The 14,895-nt window shown below is 60.6% G+C and carries 14 protein-coding genes and 1 tRNA gene; 3 read left to right on the top strand and 12 right to left on the bottom strand.

The window, feature by feature from the left end; genetic code table 11:
* Positions 1–65 precede the first annotated feature (65 nt).
* The 8 genes from NKH59_RS08540 to NKH59_RS08505 all read right to left on the bottom strand — a co-directional run bounded on the left by NKH59_RS08540 (position 66) and on the right by NKH59_RS08505 (position 6,559).
* On the bottom strand, positions 66–596 hold the full coding sequence (locus NKH59_RS08540; RefSeq protein ID WP_352540759.1) for an O-acetyl-ADP-ribose deacetylase: 531 nt from the start codon (positions 594–596) through the stop codon (positions 66–68).
* A gap of 1 nt (position 597) precedes the next feature.
* Positions 598–2,205 (bottom strand): carboxyl transferase domain-containing protein, encoded by a 1,608-nt coding sequence (locus NKH59_RS08535; RefSeq protein WP_353021526.1) that lies wholly within the window; start codon positions 2,203–2,205, stop codon positions 598–600.
* A gap of 4 nt (positions 2,206–2,209) precedes the next feature.
* The gene (locus NKH59_RS08530; RefSeq protein WP_352827042.1) at positions 2,210–2,593 is read right to left on the bottom strand and encodes a type II toxin-antitoxin system VapC family toxin; all 384 of its coding nucleotides are present in this window, start codon (positions 2,591–2,593) and stop codon (positions 2,210–2,212) included.
* Positions 2,590–2,982 carry an AbrB/MazE/SpoVT family DNA-binding domain-containing protein gene (locus tag NKH59_RS08525; protein ID WP_353021523.1) on the bottom strand — a complete coding sequence of 131 codons (393 nt, stop codon included), beginning with the start codon at positions 2,980–2,982 and terminating at the stop codon, positions 2,590–2,592. Before NKH59_RS08525 ends, NKH59_RS08530 begins: the two co-directional genes overlap by 4 nt.
* Before the next feature lie 82 nt (positions 2,983–3,064).
* Positions 3,065–4,228, bottom strand: coding sequence for an isovaleryl-CoA dehydrogenase (locus tag NKH59_RS08520; protein ID WP_353021520.1), 1,164 nt, complete (start codon positions 4,226–4,228; stop codon positions 3,065–3,067).
* Positions 4,229–4,275: 47 nt separating this feature from the next.
* A complete protein-coding gene (locus tag NKH59_RS08515) occupies positions 4,276–4,938 on the bottom strand; it encodes a TetR/AcrR family transcriptional regulator (RefSeq protein ID WP_352540763.1) in 663 nt (220 codons plus the stop codon).
* A 145-nt stretch (positions 4,939–5,083) separates the two neighbouring features.
* Positions 5,084–5,362: an acylphosphatase gene (locus NKH59_RS08510; RefSeq protein ID WP_352616858.1), complete on the bottom strand. Its 279-nt coding sequence runs from the start codon at positions 5,360–5,362 to the stop codon at positions 5,084–5,086.
* Between the two features lie 90 nt (positions 5,363–5,452).
* Positions 5,453–6,559 (bottom strand): pyridoxal phosphate-dependent aminotransferase, encoded by a 1,107-nt coding sequence (locus tag NKH59_RS08505; protein ID WP_353021517.1) that lies wholly within the window; start codon positions 6,557–6,559, stop codon positions 5,453–5,455.
* A 121-nt stretch (positions 6,560–6,680) separates the two neighbouring features.
* Here NKH59_RS08505 and NKH59_RS08500 point away from each other — a divergent pair, with 121 nt between their 5' ends.
* Entirely contained in the window at positions 6,681–8,333 is a 1,653-nt protein-coding gene (locus NKH59_RS08500) for a tetratricopeptide repeat-containing sulfotransferase family protein (RefSeq protein ID WP_353021515.1), read from the top strand.
* 263 nt (positions 8,334–8,596) lie between these two features.
* Here NKH59_RS08500 and NKH59_RS08495 read toward each other — a convergent pair whose 3' ends face one another.
* The 3 genes from NKH59_RS08495 to NKH59_RS08485 form a co-directional block, all read right to left on the bottom strand.
* Positions 8,597–9,748 carry a porin gene (locus tag NKH59_RS08495; RefSeq protein WP_352471037.1) on the bottom strand — a complete coding sequence of 384 codons (1,152 nt, stop codon included), beginning with the start codon at positions 9,746–9,748 and terminating at the stop codon, positions 8,597–8,599.
* A gap of 97 nt (positions 9,749–9,845) precedes the next feature.
* A complete protein-coding gene (locus tag NKH59_RS08490; protein ID WP_352471038.1) occupies positions 9,846–10,097 on the bottom strand; it encodes a GIY-YIG nuclease family protein in 252 nt (83 codons plus the stop codon).
* A gap of 61 nt (positions 10,098–10,158) precedes the next feature.
* A tRNA-Ser gene (locus tag NKH59_RS08485) sits at positions 10,159–10,249 on the bottom strand.
* Between the two features lie 449 nt (positions 10,250–10,698).
* Between NKH59_RS08485 and NKH59_RS08480 the strand changes: the two genes are divergently transcribed.
* Positions 10,699–11,889 carry a porin gene (locus NKH59_RS08480; protein WP_352471039.1) on the top strand — a complete coding sequence of 397 codons (1,191 nt, stop codon included), beginning with the start codon at positions 10,699–10,701 and terminating at the stop codon, positions 11,887–11,889.
* A gap of 238 nt (positions 11,890–12,127) precedes the next feature.
* Complete coding sequence (locus NKH59_RS08475; protein ID WP_353021512.1) at positions 12,128–13,186, top strand: tyrosine-type recombinase/integrase; 1,059 nt, start codon at positions 12,128–12,130, stop codon at positions 13,184–13,186.
* A 313-nt stretch (positions 13,187–13,499) separates the two neighbouring features.
* On the opposite strand, the gene NKH59_RS08470 is transcribed toward NKH59_RS08475, so the two are convergent.
* Positions 13,500–14,387, bottom strand: a complete 888-nt coding sequence (locus NKH59_RS08470) for an alpha/beta fold hydrolase (RefSeq protein ID WP_352979788.1) — start codon at positions 14,385–14,387, stop codon at positions 13,500–13,502.
* Between the last annotated feature and the right edge of the window lie 508 nt (positions 14,388–14,895).

The following is a 14,895-nucleotide window of genomic DNA, read 5'->3' as shown; positions in this document are numbered from 1 at the left end:
CGTCTGGCCAGATCGAGAAGCAAAAAATAGTCTGGAGATGTGGTGGGGTTGTCTCCCGCGCAGGGTCACACCCTGCCGAGTGCAGCAACGACCCGCTGATACAATTCGGCCGTCGGCTCGTCGAAGCAGCAGAAAATGACGGTTTCCGGAACGATGTTCTGGCCGATGAAGGCGCTCACGGTCCCGACAGCAATTTGCGTCGCCTGATCCTTCGGATAGCGGTAGGCCCCGGTCGAGATCGCAGGAAACGCCACCGTCCGGCAGTCCTTTGCGGCGGCGATTTCGAGCGACCGGCGATAGCAGGAGGCGAGCAGTTCGGCTTCTCCTTTGCTGCCACCTTGCCAGACCGGCCCGACCGTATGAATGACGTAGCGCGCGGGCAGCCTGTAGCCCTTGGTGATTTTTGCGTCTCCGACCTTGCAGCCATGCAAGGTCCGGCATTCTGCCACAAGCTCGGGGCCGGCCGCGCGGTGGATAGCGCCGTCGACGCCGCCGCCTCCGAGAAGAGAGGTATTGGCGGCGTTGACGATGGCATCGACCGCCAGCTTCGTGATGTCGCCGGTTTGAATGCGAATCCTCTGGCCGATTTCGCTCATCTCACATCCTGAACACGCCGAATTTTGTCTCCTCGATCTCGGCGTTGAGCGCGGCCGAAAGGCTGAGCGCCAGCACCTCGCGGGTCTTGGCCGGGTCGATGATGCCGTCGTCCCAGAGCCTTGCCGACGAATAGAGCGGGTGTCCCTCGTGCTCGTACTTCATCAGGATCGGCTTCTTGAATTTCGCTTCCTCCTCAGCGCTCCATTCCCCGCCCTTGCGCTCGATGCCTTCGCGCTTGACCACGGCCAGCACCGTTGCCGCCTGCTCGCCGCCCATCACCGAAATGCGGGCATTCGGCCACATCCACAGGAAGCGTGGCGAATAGGCGCGTCCGCACATGCCGTAATTGCCGGCGCCGAACGAGCCGCCGATGATCACGGTCACCTTCGGCACCTTGGCCGTTGCGACCGCCATGACCAGCTTGGCGCCGTCCTTGGCGATGCCGCCGGCCTCGTATTTTCGCCCGACCATGAAGCCGGTGATGTTCTGCAGGAAAATCAGCGGGATCTTGCGCTGGCAGCACAGCTCGATGAAGTGCGCGCCCTTCAGCGCGCTTTCCGAAAACAGCACGCCATTGTTGGCGACGATGCCGACCGGCATGCCGCTGAGATGGGCGAAACCGGTGACCAGCGTGGTGCCATAATTCTGCTTGAACTCATCGAACTCGGAACCGTCGACGGTGCGGGCGATTACCTCGCGCACGTCGTAGGGCTGGCGCAGATCCGTCGGCACGATGCCGTAGAGTTCATGTGGATCGTGAAGCGGCGGAATCGATTTCTGTAAGGCAACGCTTACAGTCTTGTTCCGATTCAGGTTTTTGACGATACGCCGGCATATGGCCAGCGCATGCTCGTCGTCGAGCGCATAGTGGTCGGCAACGCCGGAAAGCCTTGTGTGCACGTCGGCGCCACCGAGGTCCTCGGCGGTGACGTCCTCGCCGGTGGCCGCCTTCACCAGCGGCGGCCCGCCGAGAAAGATGGTCGCCTGGTTGCGCACCATGATTGTCTCATCCGACATCGCAGGCACATAGGCGCCGCCCGCCGTGCACGAGCCCATGACGCAGGCGATCTGCGGAATGCCGGCGGCCGACATGTTGGCCTGGTTGTAGAAGATGCGGCCGAAATGATCGCGGTCGGGAAACACCTCGTCCTGGTTGGGCAGATTGGCGCCACCGCTGTCGACCAGATAGACGCAAGGCAGATTGTTCTGGAATGCGATCTCCTGTGCACGCAGATGCTTCTTCACCGTCAGCGGATAATAGGTGCCGCCCTTCACCGTGGCGTCGTTGACGACGACCATCACTTCGGTGCCTTCGACGCGGCCGATGCCGGCGATGAGGCCGGCCGAAGGGATGTCCTCGCCATACATCGACCATGCCGCGAACTGGCCGATTTCGAGGAAGGGCGAGCCTGTGTCGAGCAATTGGGCTAGGCGTTGCCGCGGCAGGAGCTTGCCGCGGGAGACGTGCCGCTCACGCGCCTCTTCCGAGCCACCGCGCTCGATGGCGGCGGCTTTTTCAGCAATATCGGCGACCAGCGCCCGCATGCGCTCGGCATTGCCGCGGAAAATATCGGAGGCGGGCGACATCTGCGAGGTGAGGGGGGCCATGGCGCTACCGGATCAGCTCGATCTTGCAGCCGACATCGAGGTCGCCCCAATCGCGATCAGCGGTGACGGCAATGGCATTCTCGCGAATTGCCAGCGCCAGGCAAGCCCGATCGCCCAGCGACAAGCCGCGATGCCGCGTCAATTGGCGAAGCTGCCCGGCGGCGATGCCCATCGCGTCGTCGAAAACGGCGATCGGCATGCCGAGACTGGCGAGGTCGTCCGCGGCCTGTTCCATGCTGCGTCCCTTGTCGATCAGCTTGGCGATGATTTCGGCCGCATTGACTGAACTGCATTGTGCGTCCGGCGCGAACCCCAAAGCATTGTCGGTGCCTTTCTCGTTGAGCAGGATTGCGAGCGCCGCCGAACTGTCCATGACGTAGGGCTTCATTTCGTCCGCTTTCCCGTCGTCCCTTCGGCGTGAAGCCGGTCGAGACGCTTGTCGCTTCGACGCTGCTCTTCCCGACGCTCCTTCAGAAATTCGTCGACGATGCTTTCACCGGGCTGTTTCAGCGCCGACAATTCGGCCTGGACGCGTCGCAGATTCTGCAGCCACGATCTTACCCGCAGCTCGCCGTTCTCGACATGCAGGATCATGTCCTCGCCAGGCTTCACGCCCATCTCCTCGCGCATCGCGGCAGGAATGACGAAGCGCCCGCCCTCGCCAAGCTTGACACGCTCGCGTTTCGCCGGAGCACGAAGCTGTGGTTGGCGAGCACCGGCATCGAACCGTGCTTGCGGATCTTCGTCAAATCCGGACCTTCCCGTTCTGCCCGCCATGGTCCGCCTCGCCTGGATTGTGGCACATTACCCGAAGTATGCCACATCGTGCGGCTTCTGGCAAAAGCTCAAAAGAATGCCATTAGGCGCTCTCGGACATGATTTCTCGTCCGATCAGCCAGCGACGGATTTCGCTGGTGCCGGCGCCGATCTCGTAGAGCTTGGCGTCGCGCAAAAGCCGGCCGGTCGGGTAGTCGTTGATGTAGCCGTTGCCGCCCAAAAGCTGGATGGCGTCGAGCGCCATCAGCGTTGCCTTTTCGGCGGCGAAGAGAATACAGCCGGCAGCATCCTTGCGGGCCGTCTCACCGCGATCGCAGGCGGCGGCTACGGCATAGACGTAGGCGCGCGCCGCGTTCATCGTCGCATACATGTCGGCGAGCTTGCCTTGCACCAGCTGGAATTCGCCGATCGGCTGGCCGAACTGCCTGCGTTCATGCACGTAAGGGATCGCCACGTCGAGGCACGCTGCCATCAGCCCGACCGGCCCGCCGGCCAGCACGGCGCGTTCGTAGTCGAGGCCCGACATCAGCACCTCGACGCCGCGCCCTTCCTCGTGCAGCACATTGTCGAACGGCACTTCGACATCCTCGAACACCAGCTCGCCGGTGTTCGAGCCGCGCATGCCGAGCTTGTCGAGCTTTTGCGCCACGGAAAAACCGGCAAAGGCTTTTTCGACGATGAAAGCGGTGATGCCGCGCGAATTGAGTTCCGGATCGGTCTTGGCGTAGACGACCAGCGTCTCGGCGTCCGGCCCGTTGGTGATCCACATTTTGGTGCCGTTGAGCACATACCGATCGTTGCGCTTTTCGGCGCGCAGGCGAAGCGACACCACATCAGAGCCGGCACCCGATTCCGACATCGCCAGTGCGCCGACCTTTTCGCCGCTGCAGAGCGATGGCAGATACTTTTCCTTCTGCGCCTGCGTTGCCCAGCGGTTGATCTGGTTGACGCAGAGGTTGGAATGGGCGCCGTAGGAGAGGCCGACCGAGGCCGAGGCGCGCGAAATCTCCTCCATCGCCACGACATGGGCGAGGTAGCCCATGCCGCTGCCGCCGAAATCGGGATCGGCGGTAATGCCGAGCAGGCCGAGCCCGCCGAGCTCCGCCCACAGATGTGCCGGGAATTCGTTCGAGCGGTCGATCTCGGCGGCGATCGGTGCGATCTTTTCCTGGGCGAAGCGCCGCACCAGGTCGCGCAGTGCCTCAATGTCTTCGTCAAGCCCGAAGTTGAGCGTATGCGTGTACATGCCGTTCCTCCCGGCGCACGATCCCGAAATCGGGATCATGCGCGAAATCAAGTTGCTAGAGCGTCCTTTGCGCGCCCAAATAGAGGCGCGGCGTCGTAGCTCGTTGACGCGCCATCGCTCTTTGCTCCAACAAGGCGCATTGTCATTGCTAGATATGTAGCGGTGACTTCGGCGATCGACAGCCGTTCGCCCGGCCGGAACCAGACGATGACGCCGGTCATCATCTGGATCAGCGCCATGGCGGTGAGCCCGGTGTCTTCGATGCTGAATAACCCCGCTTCGACGCCGTCGCGCAGGATGGCGCGCAGCTCCTTCTCGTAGGCCGTGCGCATGCGCAGGATCTGCGTGAGTTTTTCATGCGACAGGCTGCGCAGCTCCATGTTCGAGACATGGGTGGAGTGGCGGCGTTCGATATGGAAAGCGATGTGGTTTTCGACATAAGCGGCAAGCCGCGCTGCTGGATCGGCGCCGACAGGGCGTGTTGCGCGCCACGCCTCGATCAAGCCTTCCATATGCTCACGCATCAGCATGAACAGAAGGTCCTGCTTGGTCGGGAAGTAGCGGTACAGCGCCGCAGCCTGGACACCGACCTCGGCCGCCAGCTGGCGCATCGACATCGCCTCGTAGCCGAGACGCGCAATCAGGCTGACTGCCGCCTCGCGGACCGCAGCTTCGGTCTTCTCTCCGTCGGAACCGGTCGTACGCGCCATGACAAGCCGCCTTTTCGCGGAAAATAAAACAAACGTTCAATTAATTCAAGAGGCGCGTCCGGGCAGGGCAATGGCTTCAGATTTGCTCTATCTGCACCCTCGAGAACTTTGTGCGATGGAAGCGAATGAGCAGGACCATGCCTTGCTAGGCAACAATCCTGAAATCGGCCGACATGTCGCGAGCCTCGATCTCCTCGACATCGACCTTCGAAACCGCTGCCCCTGGGGGCCCTTGCCGAAGCCGTTCGATCATTGCCAAGACCGCCGCATCGGTCCCTGCAATCAAGGCTGTCACCGAGCCGTCAACTTCGTTGCGCACCCACCCGGCAAGGCCAAGCGCCGACGCCTCGCGCCGCGCCCAGACCCGGTAGCTGACGCCTTGCACCTTGCCGTAAATGCGTACCTGCACAGTCCGGTCGGTCATCACGCTCTCCATCCTCTGAGTCGAGTCTGGCGCATCGCCGTGCAAATTCAACCGCGTTGCCGCCGGTCAGCCACATAGGGCGAAGGCTCTTCAGTTCCCCCGCGCTGCCGCCAGCGCGCCAGGCAGTTCCTCGGCAAAGATGTCGAGCTCGTGGTCGAGGCCGACACTGACCCGGATGCAGCGGTCGAGAACCGGCACCATCGGCTTGCGGATGAAGACGTCGCGTGACAACAGCGCCTGCAGCACTTTCAGTGCGAAAGCGCCGTCGCGGCCGCAGTCTATGGTGACGAAATTGGTCGCCGAAGCCAGCGGCTTCAGCCCGCTCGCTTCGGCTATTGCGGCAATGCGTCGACGGCCGGCGGCGACCCGCGCCACCACGCTCTCCAGCCAGGCCTGATCGGCAAGCGCCTCGACACCGGCGATCTGCGCCATGCGGCTGACGCCATAGTGGTTGCGGATCTTCTCGAAGTCCCGAATCACCTGGGCCTCGGCCACCGCATAGCCGCAGCGTATGCCGGCCAGCCCATAGGCCTTGGAGAAGGTGCGCATGCGGATGACGTTCGGCCGCGCCATATCGATCGGTGGCGGCGCTGAGGCTGGCCCTAATTCGCCATAGGCTTCGTCGAGTACCAGCATCGTGGTCTCCGGCAAGGCTTCGATGAAGCGGCTGAGCTCGGCGGCTTCCCACCAACTGCCCATCGGATTGTCCGGATTGGACAGGTAGACCAGTGGCGCCTTTTCCCTGGCGACTGCCGCCAGCAGGCCGTCGAGGTTTTCCCGATCGTTCTCGTAGGGCACTGCGACCAGCCGGCCGCCGACGCCGGCAACATGAAAGTTGAAGGTCGGATAGGCGCCGCGCGAGGTCACCACCGCATCGCCCGGCGCCACATACATGCGCGCAACCAGGCTGAGCAGCCCGTCTATGCCTTCGCCGACGCCGACGTTTTCGGCGCCGACACCGAGATGCCGGGCCACGGCTACCTTCAAATCGTGATTGTCAGGGTCGCAGTACATCCACATGTCGCCGGCAATCTCGGCCATGCGGGCAACGACGCGCGGCGAAGGGCCAAAGCTGCTCTCATTGGCGCCGATGCGGGCGCGAAAGGCGCGGCCGCGATCACGCTCCTGCGCCTCAGGGCCGACAAACGGCACTGTAGAAGGAAGCGCGGCGATAAGTGGCGTAAGGGGAGGGCGCATGGCAAAGGCTCGTTCGAAAAGGGGCCTTCTTGCTAGCCTGCTGGCTGGGCCTGCGCAAGTTCCAGGGCCAGCGGCAACGGTCAGGCTGGATTCTACCGGATCATTTTGCTAGCGAGACATGATGAGCAACCGACTGCCGCCCGCTTGGTCCAAGCACATAAAGTCCCGCCCGGCACCGAAAGTGCAGCCGCCGAAGGCGAAACCGCCGTCGCGCGCGCAAGCCGACGATGCGCTGCTGCGACAGGCGCTCGAACTCCAGCAAGCCAAACGACTCCCGGAGGCGGAGGAATTATGCCATCGCGTTCTCGCCCGGACGCCCAACCACCCGCTTTCCCTATACATCCTGGGCACGTTGGGGTTGGGTGTCGACGATGAGTTGGCTCTCAAATATTTTGCGCGGGCAGCAAGCCAGGCGCCTCAAAATCCTTATTTCCACCTCAGCCTGGGAGAGATCGGTCTGAAGCTCGGCGACAGCTTGCTTGCGATCAAACACCTGCAGCGCGCCTGTGAATTGAAGCCCGATCTGGTGGAAGCGCTTTGCGGGCTGGCGCGTGCCTACGTCAACTTCGACAAGGCCGAGATGGCTTTGCCCCTTTACGAGAAGGCGCTAAAGATCAACAGCGATCATCCCATGGTCCGGATTGGTCTGGCTGGTGCGCTCACCAGCGTCGGTCGCATGGACGAAGCCGGAGCGTATCTGAAGCAGGCAATCGAACGTCGCGTCGATGTTGGAGAGGCCTACAATAGCCTGGTCGACACGCGCAAGTTCACCGAAAAACCTGCCGAGCTCGACTTTATCCTGAGCGAACTCTCCAATCCCAAGCTTGACCCGGATGTTGCATCGCAGCTCCATCACGCCGCAGGCAAAGTGCTGAACGATCTTCAGCGTTATGAAGAGGCGATGGATCACTTCCAGAAGGCAAAAAAGGCCGCTGGCCATGGTTTCGATCTGGAGTCCTTCCGGCGCAGCATCGATTCCATGATCGAGATATTCAGCCCGTCACTGTTGGAAGCCAAGGCTGGCCACGGCAGTCCGTCCGAAGTGCCTGTGTTTGTGCTGGGCATGCCCCGGTCGGGGACGACGCTGACGGAGCAAATCTGCGCGAGCCATCCGGATGTCCATGGCGCCGGGGAGCTTTCTAAACTACGGCGAATGGCGGGCTTGATGGGTTTCGGAACGCAGTCGGATGAGGCCTTGCGCAGTTCGATCATGTCAATGACGAGGGACCAGTCTAGGGCGCTGGCCGAAGAATACCTGTCCTATCTGCGTCAACACGCGCCTGGCGCGTTACGCATCGTCGACAAGATGCCTCATAATTTCGAGGTTATCGGCTTGATCGGAATTCTCTTTCCCAACGCACGCATCATTCATTGCCGGCGCGATGCCATCGACAATTGCGTCTCCTGCTTCGTCTTGAGGTTCAACAAGGAGCATGGCTACAACGCCGATCTTAAGACTCTCGGGCTGTACTACCGTGAATATGATCGCCTGATGCGACATTGGAATAAGATTTTTCCGCGACGTATCTTCGAAAGTCGCTACGAGACGCTGGTTGTCGATCAAGAAGCACAATCCCGCCGTCTCATCGATCATCTTGGATTGACCTGGGACGATGCCTGCTTGCGCTTTTTCGAGACGAGCGGGTCGGTCAATACCCCCAGCCGCTGGCAGGTGCGGCAGCCGATCTATGCATCATCGGTCAAGCGCTGGAAAAAGTATGAGAGCGCAATTCAGCCGCTGATTGACGCCTTGGGCGATCTGGCTGAAATTTGAACAAGTAGGATGCGCCCGATCGGCCGAGGTCGATCGTGACTTGCTGTCGAGATACATTGATCCGGTAGGCCAGCTCTTCAGATCGGCCCAAGTTTTTCTTTTGCACGAACAAGCGTGCGGAGCGAGCATTGCATTCGACCAGCCCTGCGATCGGCTGCTCAGCAGCAGCCTGCATTATGCATCGAGAGTTGACAGCTGCCTCGCGCCGATATGAAAAACCCGGCGGTTGCCCGCCGGGTTCAATCTCAAACTAGCTCGGACTGCTAGAATGAGCGCTGGAAGCGGAGCATCCCGCCGACGCTGTCCTTGTCGTCGGCATTGGTCCAGTTGCGATCGTAGGCTTTGTCAAACTGGCCGTCGCGGGCCCAATCGACTTCGGCAGTGATCGTGAGACCGGGAACGATATCGTAGGCAATGTTCGCGGCGACGCCGTAGTTTTTGTCATCGTCAGCCGAGGCCTGGAGATTGAACGAGGTCTTCTCGTTGATGGTGTAGGTGCCACCACCCCAGACTGCCCAGTTGCCGCCCCACTGCTTGTAGAAGTTGCGGTCGATGTTGTCGTCAGAGCCGTAGCCGGCCATGATGAACAGTGTCAGGTTCTGTATCGGCGTAACGTCGACGCGAACCTTGCCGGCCCACTCTTCCCAGGTGCTGTCATAGGCGGCGACACCGGTGATCGAGCCCCAGCCCTGCGTGTATTTGATGCCGCCGACGACATACGGGACATAGCTGTCGATGGAATCATTGCCGCTGTTGCTGTCTTGGAAAATGCCAGGATCCGCAGCGGCACTGCCCGAACCGGTTTCCAACGAAGCCACGGCCGAGAAGCCGTTTCCGGCATCGAAGTAATACTGGACGACGTTGGTGTCGAAGCCGCCGTAGGGGACCAGCGTATCCTGGATGACGTTGCCGGCGTAGCCGATGAAGGTGTCGAAGGCCGATTCGTCCTTACCGACGCGCAAACCACCGAGCTGGACCCAGGCAAAGTTCAGCGAAACGCTCGTACCGCCATTGAAGTTGTCATCAAGATAATCGTTGTGGTTACCCCAGTTGAAGCGGGTCTCGGTGTAGGTCTTCAAGGTACCGAGCTCGGTTTCCTGACCGGTCCAGGTCTTCAGCGTGAAGCGGGCGTGCTTGTAGTAGGTATCCTGAGAGTCGCCGTCCTGCTGATCGGTAGTCTTTGCACCGTCGAATGAGCCGACGTCACCGATGCCGATGTCATAGCGAACATAGCCGCCGATACGCAGACAGGTTTCGGTGCCGGGGATGTAGAAGTAACCAGCGCCGTAGACGTCACAGATCTTGACGTATTCAGCGGGTTCCGGCTCGGCGACGACGACGGCATCGGCGGCGCGCGCACCGGAAACTGCGATCAGTGCCGCAGCGGAGCCGAGAAGAAGGCTCTTGATGTTCATTTTCTGACCTCCAGTCAGAATCGGGACGGAGGTCGGCGAAAAGCAGCTCGTTGGGTTTGTTTTTATTTATATTTCAAATAGATAGGTCCTAAGGCCGTCAATGAGGCCGTGTCGGCCAAAAACGTTTACTCGCAAAGGCCTTGCCAGAACCGGTCTTGAAATATCGCTCGAGTTGCCGTGCGTTGGCCTCGGTTTCAACCCCGACGTAGGACTTCAAAGTTACAGGCAGATAGGCCTTGGTCGAAGTCACATAGCCTGATCGGTGCGAATCAAAACGGCGTCGAAGATCGTTGGTCGATCCGACATAGACATCGCCGTTACCGAGTTGCAGAAAATAGACGTACCACATGGTCCCCCTGCGCTACTTCGTAGCTTCGGGCGACACCCTACGCCCAAAATGCGGCTTCGGGTGGCGGAGAGGATGGGATTCGAACCCACGAGAAGCTTTTGACCTCTACTCCCTTAGCAGGGGAGCGCCTTCGACCACTCGGCCACCTCTCCGTTGCGCCGGTGGATAAAGAAAAGCGCCGGCACAATCAACAAGCTGACGCTATTATCCTTGAAAAATCGACCCTTCGCCAAAGCGCCGCGCGGCGATGTGGCGATTCTACGGCAATTCCCTGGTTCGCGACTCGGGCCATGGTCACATTTCGGGCCGACCATCGCCGGAATCCGCGGTTTGCAACGGCTTGCGAAGGGCCGTTGGTTAACGGGAGCTTTCGGAGTGAGGCCAAATCGTGTCATTTGTGCAACAACGCCGGGGTATAGCGCCAACACAAACCTTTTGCCGGTACGATCGTGGTTGAACGCCGCCGTCTCATGGGTAATGTCGGGTTTGAAGGAGCGGCGCGGTGCGCATCTTTTTCGGTAGTGGGGATGGGGCAGGGAACGCTGTCCTTCAGCAAAGAATACCCAGACCCGTTTTTTAACTTTTGACTGGAGGTCAGAAAATGAACATCAAGAGCCTTCTTCTCGGCTCCGCTGCGGCACTGATCGCAGTTTCCGGTGCGCGCGCCGCCGACGCCGTCGTCGTCGCCGAGCCGGAACCCGCTGAATACGTCAAGATCTGCGACGTCTACGGCGCTGGCTACTACTACATCCCCGGCACCGAAATCTGCCTGCGCATCGGCGGCTATGTCCGCTATGACATCTCCGTGGGCCAGGCTGGCTCGTTCGACGGCGCCAGGTACCAGGACCTGTCGGATGCCTTGGATGGTGAAGACAACGTCAACGACGGCTATTACAAGCAGGCTCGCTTCACGTTGAGGACCTACACCGGCCAGGAAACCGAGATGGGCACCTTGAAGACCTACACCGAGACCCGCTTCAACTGGGGAACGGGTCACTATGACGACACCGCCTTTTCCAACTTTGGCAGCAGAGGCGTTTCGCTGAACTTCGCCTGGATCCAGCTTGGTGGTCTCCGCGTTGGTAAGGACGAAACAGCCTTCAATACGTTCACCGGCTACGCCGGCAACGTCATCCAGGATACGATCGTTCCCTACGGCGGCTTCGACACCAACGTCGTCCAGTATTACTTCGATGCCGGAAACGGCTTCTCGGCGGTGGTTTCGTTGGAAACCGGTGAAGGCTTTGTCGTTGCTGACGTTGGGCCTCCACTTGTCCTCAATCTCGGTCACGACTCGATCGACAGCTACGTCCCGTATGTCGTCGGCGGCGTGAAGTACACGCAGGGCTGGGGATCCATCAGCGGTGTTGTTGCCTATGACAGCAGCCTGGAAGAATGGGCCGGCAAGGTTCGCCTCGACGTGACGCCGATGCAGAACCTGTCGCTGTTCTTGATGGCCGGCTACGGCTCTGACGACAATCTCCCGCGCAACTTCTACAAGCAGTGGGGCGGTAACTGGGCAGTCTGGGGTGGTGGCACCTACACCATCAACGAGAAGACCTCGTTCAATCTCCAGGCGTCGTATGACGAAGCCAAGGAAGCTGGCGTCGCGGCCAATATCGCCTACGACATCGTTCCCGGCATGACGATCACGGCCGAAGTGGACTGGGCTCATAACAGCCACCACATCGATAGCGACTCGCTGCCCGGTTATGAATACAACTGGACCGGCATCCCGGGCGACAAGAAAAACGCCGTTGGCGGCTTCCTCCGCTTCCAGCGCTCGTTCTAAGGGCTGGACTTAAGGCAAGTGAAATCCAGCCCGGGCGCCTTAACGCCCGGGCTGTTTTTGTTTTCGCGACTGGTCGCAAACAGAAGGAAAAGGGGGTTCGGTAGCTGAACAGGGTTGTGGAACGATGTCGTTGGGATCCGCCGCTGGTGGATGAAATCGGCCGCAACGCTTAAAACTCTTGAAAGGGCACCGCCAAGCAGGTAGGTCTAGGCCTATCCACTCGGGGGTGTGGCGAATAATGACGAACGATGCGATTCAAGAGGGAGGAACCTCTGATCATTTTTCGATGTTTTCTTCTCAAACTGCAAAGATAAAATACAGTTACAACAAGATACGAGAAGTAAAGTCGCATAGGATCGGAGAACTTTTTTCAGCATACCGGGATATACTTTGGGATGACGGGCGGCATAAATACAATGTCAGCTCCTTCATCGGCGAAATAGACGAGATCCTCCTTGGGGAGCGTTTCAGCGCCTTTGACCAAAGCACCCTCGACAATCTTATCGGCACCTTGCGCCAGCGCGGCAACAGCAACGCAACCATCAACCGGAAGATGGCTGCCCTCAGCAAACTGCTGCGCAAGGCTCACAAGATGGGAGATATCCACAGCCTGCCCGAGTTCCGCCGCCAGAAGGAGCGGGCGGGACGGATTCGTTTCCTCGAAAGGGACGAGGAGGCCCGGCTGTTCGCTGCCATCAAGAGCCGCAGCGAGGACGCTTATCGGCTTTCCGTCTTTCTCGTCGACACCGGTTGCCGCCTCGGCGAAGCGCTGGGTTTGATCTGGAACGATATCCAGGAGCACCGCGTCAGTTTCTGGATCACCAAATCCGGCCGCAGCCGCACCATTCCGATGACCGAGCGGGTAAAAGAGGTGATCAAGCTGCCGGCCACCGAGGGCCGCCGGCCCAAAGGCCCGTTCACCAAGCTCAGCCAGGCGCAGTTTCGCGCCATCTGGAACGATGCCAAGGCCGAAGTCGGGCTTGGCGCCGACGATCAGGTCGTGCCGCATATATTGCGCCATACTTGCGCCTCGCGTCTCGTCCAGGGCGGCATCGACATCAGGCGCGTGCAGATGTGGCTCGGTCACCAGACGCTGTCGATGACCATGCGCTACGCCCATCTGGCCACCAACGACCTCGATGGCTGCGTCACTGTGCTGGAGACGCCGCGGTGCAGTGGCGCGGACAGTGGCGGCGCAAGCGCTTTGTCTGCTCCACCTCCGGCAAGGCGAGGGCCAAAAGGCGAGCCGGCCGCAAGCAAGGCCCCAAAGCCAGCAAAGAGAAGCGCCAAATCCTGACGGATCTGACGTGAGACATCAGCCCGCTCAGGGTTGCGCTGCCCCTCATTGCCCTGCGGGGCATTTCTCCCCGTATGGCGACGGGGAGAAAGGCGCTCTTGCGAAAGATTTCGCTAATCCCCAGCGTTGCAGATACCTCCCTTCTCCCCGTCGCCATACGGGGAGAAGGTGCCGGCAGGCGGATGAGGGGCAGCGCCGACATCGATAAAATTATTTCACCGCTAATTCCAACGGAACTGTCAATGGCCGCCGGAAATGCTTTGACCGACGCAAAACTTGCGCGTGAATTACTTCGCTCGGTCGAGCTTTACTTCTAACCACCCCGCTGCTCCGCCCGGTCAAGAAAACCAGCGATCCTGCTCGGCAGGATCCCGGAGTCCAAAAACGGTGCATGCCCCTGGCCGTCGGCGGTGATCGTCTCGATATCGGTATGGCGCGTCCGCATCTGCTCGAGCGTTTCAGCGGACAGCAACTTCGAATTGGCGCCGCGTATGACGAGCATCGGGATGGCCGCCAGTGCGTCGAACTGTGGCCACAGATCTGGCAGCGGCCGGCTGGGATCGAGCCCCGCCAGTGTCTCGACCAGTTTCGGATCGAAATCGGGCAGAAATCCCTCCTCGGTCTCGCGGTAGAGGGCTGATACCATCCGCTCCCAATCCGCATCGGTCAGCGCCGCAAAATCCGCGCCATGGGTGCTGCGCAGGCCGCAGACCACCTCCGCGTACGTCTTCGGCCTTGGCGCGGGGTCGAGGTAGGAGCGGATATGGGCGAGACCTTGCGAGTCGATCACCGGGCCGATGTCGTTGAGGACGATGGCCTTCAGCACGGCCGGCCGCATCGCCCCGAGCACATGGATGATCAGTCCACCGCGCGAGGTGCCGATGAAGGCAGCCTCGTCGACGCCAAGTGCAGCCAGCCCGGCGAGAATATCCCCCGCTTCGATGCCGATATTGTAATGGCCGATATCGGCATCGTAGGCGGACTGCCCGCGCCCGCGATAATCGAAGGCGACAACCCTACGCTTCGCCTGCGTCGACAGATAAAGCGCCAGCTCGTGAAAATCACGGCAATTGCGGGTCAGGCCAGGCAGACAAACGACTGGCCAACCGCCGGAATTCGCTTCGCCGTAGATGCGGGCGTGCAGGCACAGCCCGTCCGGCGCGGCGTAGAAGAAATCGGAAAAACCCTGCTCGATTGGCATGTAGACTCCGTTCCTCTCACCGCCGGATCGCATCGACTGCTACAGGCGAGGGGCAGGTAAGGTCAAAATAGGGAAGGCGCCGGCGTTGGAGGTCCCTCAACGGGAAGATTGGCTGCCATCGTCGCTTTCGCCAGGTTTCGTAGGATGCAGAAAGGCACTGTCCCCGAAGCTGCCGATCTCCCACTTGAGGGCAGGGCTATTGCAGATGGAAAGTCGAGGCTTTCGCTCTACGACGGACCCCCACCCCTAACCCCTCCCCACAAGGGGGAGGGAGACTTCCGTTGGCACTGACCTCGGCAAATTGCCTGCCTTTCGGCGCCAAAAAGGGAAGTAAGGGCATGCGGCAGCGTTCCCTCCCCCTTGTGGGGAGGGTTAGGGTGGGGGTCCATCTTCGTAAGAATCCAAATGCGATTGCCCTGCGCTTGGGGGGATGTCTGGTGATTGGCAAGGAGGGCAGGACAGAGCGGGCCGCTGTCCCGCCAACTCCACGTCCGGAACCTTCATAGCC

The organism is Mesorhizobium sp. M0998 (assembly GCF_040318885.1).
Taxonomy (GTDB): Bacteria; Pseudomonadota; Alphaproteobacteria; order Rhizobiales; family Rhizobiaceae; genus Mesorhizobium.
The sequence above is the reverse complement of the archived record's forward strand: the minus strand, read 5'-3'. Positions and strand labels throughout refer to the sequence as shown.

What these genes read in the sequence shown, in the direction of transcription:
- NKH59_RS08540 (WP_352540759.1), bottom strand. Translation starts at nt 596, where the DNA reads ATGAGCGAAATCGGCCAGAGGATTCGCATTCAAACCGGCGACATCACG.
- NKH59_RS08535 (WP_353021526.1), bottom strand. Translation starts at nt 2,205, where the DNA reads ATGGCCCCCCTCACCTCGCAGATGTCGCCCGCCTCCGATATTTTCCGC.
- NKH59_RS08530 (WP_352827042.1), bottom strand. Translation starts at nt 2,593, where the DNA reads ATGAAGCCCTACGTCATGGACAGTTCGGCGGCGCTCGCAATCCTGCTC.
- NKH59_RS08525 (WP_353021523.1), bottom strand. Translation starts at nt 2,982, where the DNA reads ATGGCGGGCAGAACGGGAAGGTCCGGATTTGACGAAGATCCGCAAGCA.
- NKH59_RS08520 (WP_353021520.1), bottom strand. Translation starts at nt 4,228, where the DNA reads ATGTACACGCATACGCTCAACTTCGGGCTTGACGAAGACATTGAGGCA.
- NKH59_RS08515 (WP_352540763.1), bottom strand. Translation starts at nt 4,938, where the DNA reads ATGGCGCGTACGACCGGTTCCGACGGAGAGAAGACCGAAGCTGCGGTC.
- NKH59_RS08510 (WP_352616858.1), bottom strand. Translation starts at nt 5,362, where the DNA reads ATGACCGACCGGACTGTGCAGGTACGCATTTACGGCAAGGTGCAAGGC.
- NKH59_RS08505 (WP_353021517.1), bottom strand. Translation starts at nt 6,559, where the DNA reads ATGCGCCCTCCCCTTACGCCACTTATCGCCGCGCTTCCTTCTACAGTG.
- NKH59_RS08500 (WP_353021515.1), top strand. Translation starts at nt 6,681, where the DNA reads ATGAGCAACCGACTGCCGCCCGCTTGGTCCAAGCACATAAAGTCCCGC.
- NKH59_RS08495 (WP_352471037.1), bottom strand. Translation starts at nt 9,748, where the DNA reads ATGAACATCAAGAGCCTTCTTCTCGGCTCCGCTGCGGCACTGATCGCA.
- NKH59_RS08490 (WP_352471038.1), bottom strand. Translation starts at nt 10,097, where the DNA reads ATGTGGTACGTCTATTTTCTGCAACTCGGTAACGGCGATGTCTATGTC.
- NKH59_RS08480 (WP_352471039.1), top strand. Translation starts at nt 10,699, where the DNA reads ATGAACATCAAGAGCCTTCTTCTCGGCTCCGCTGCGGCACTGATCGCA.
- NKH59_RS08475 (WP_353021512.1), top strand. Translation starts at nt 12,128, where the DNA reads ATGACGAACGATGCGATTCAAGAGGGAGGAACCTCTGATCATTTTTCG.
- NKH59_RS08470 (WP_352979788.1), bottom strand. Translation starts at nt 14,387, where the DNA reads ATGCCAATCGAGCAGGGTTTTTCCGATTTCTTCTACGCCGCGCCGGAC.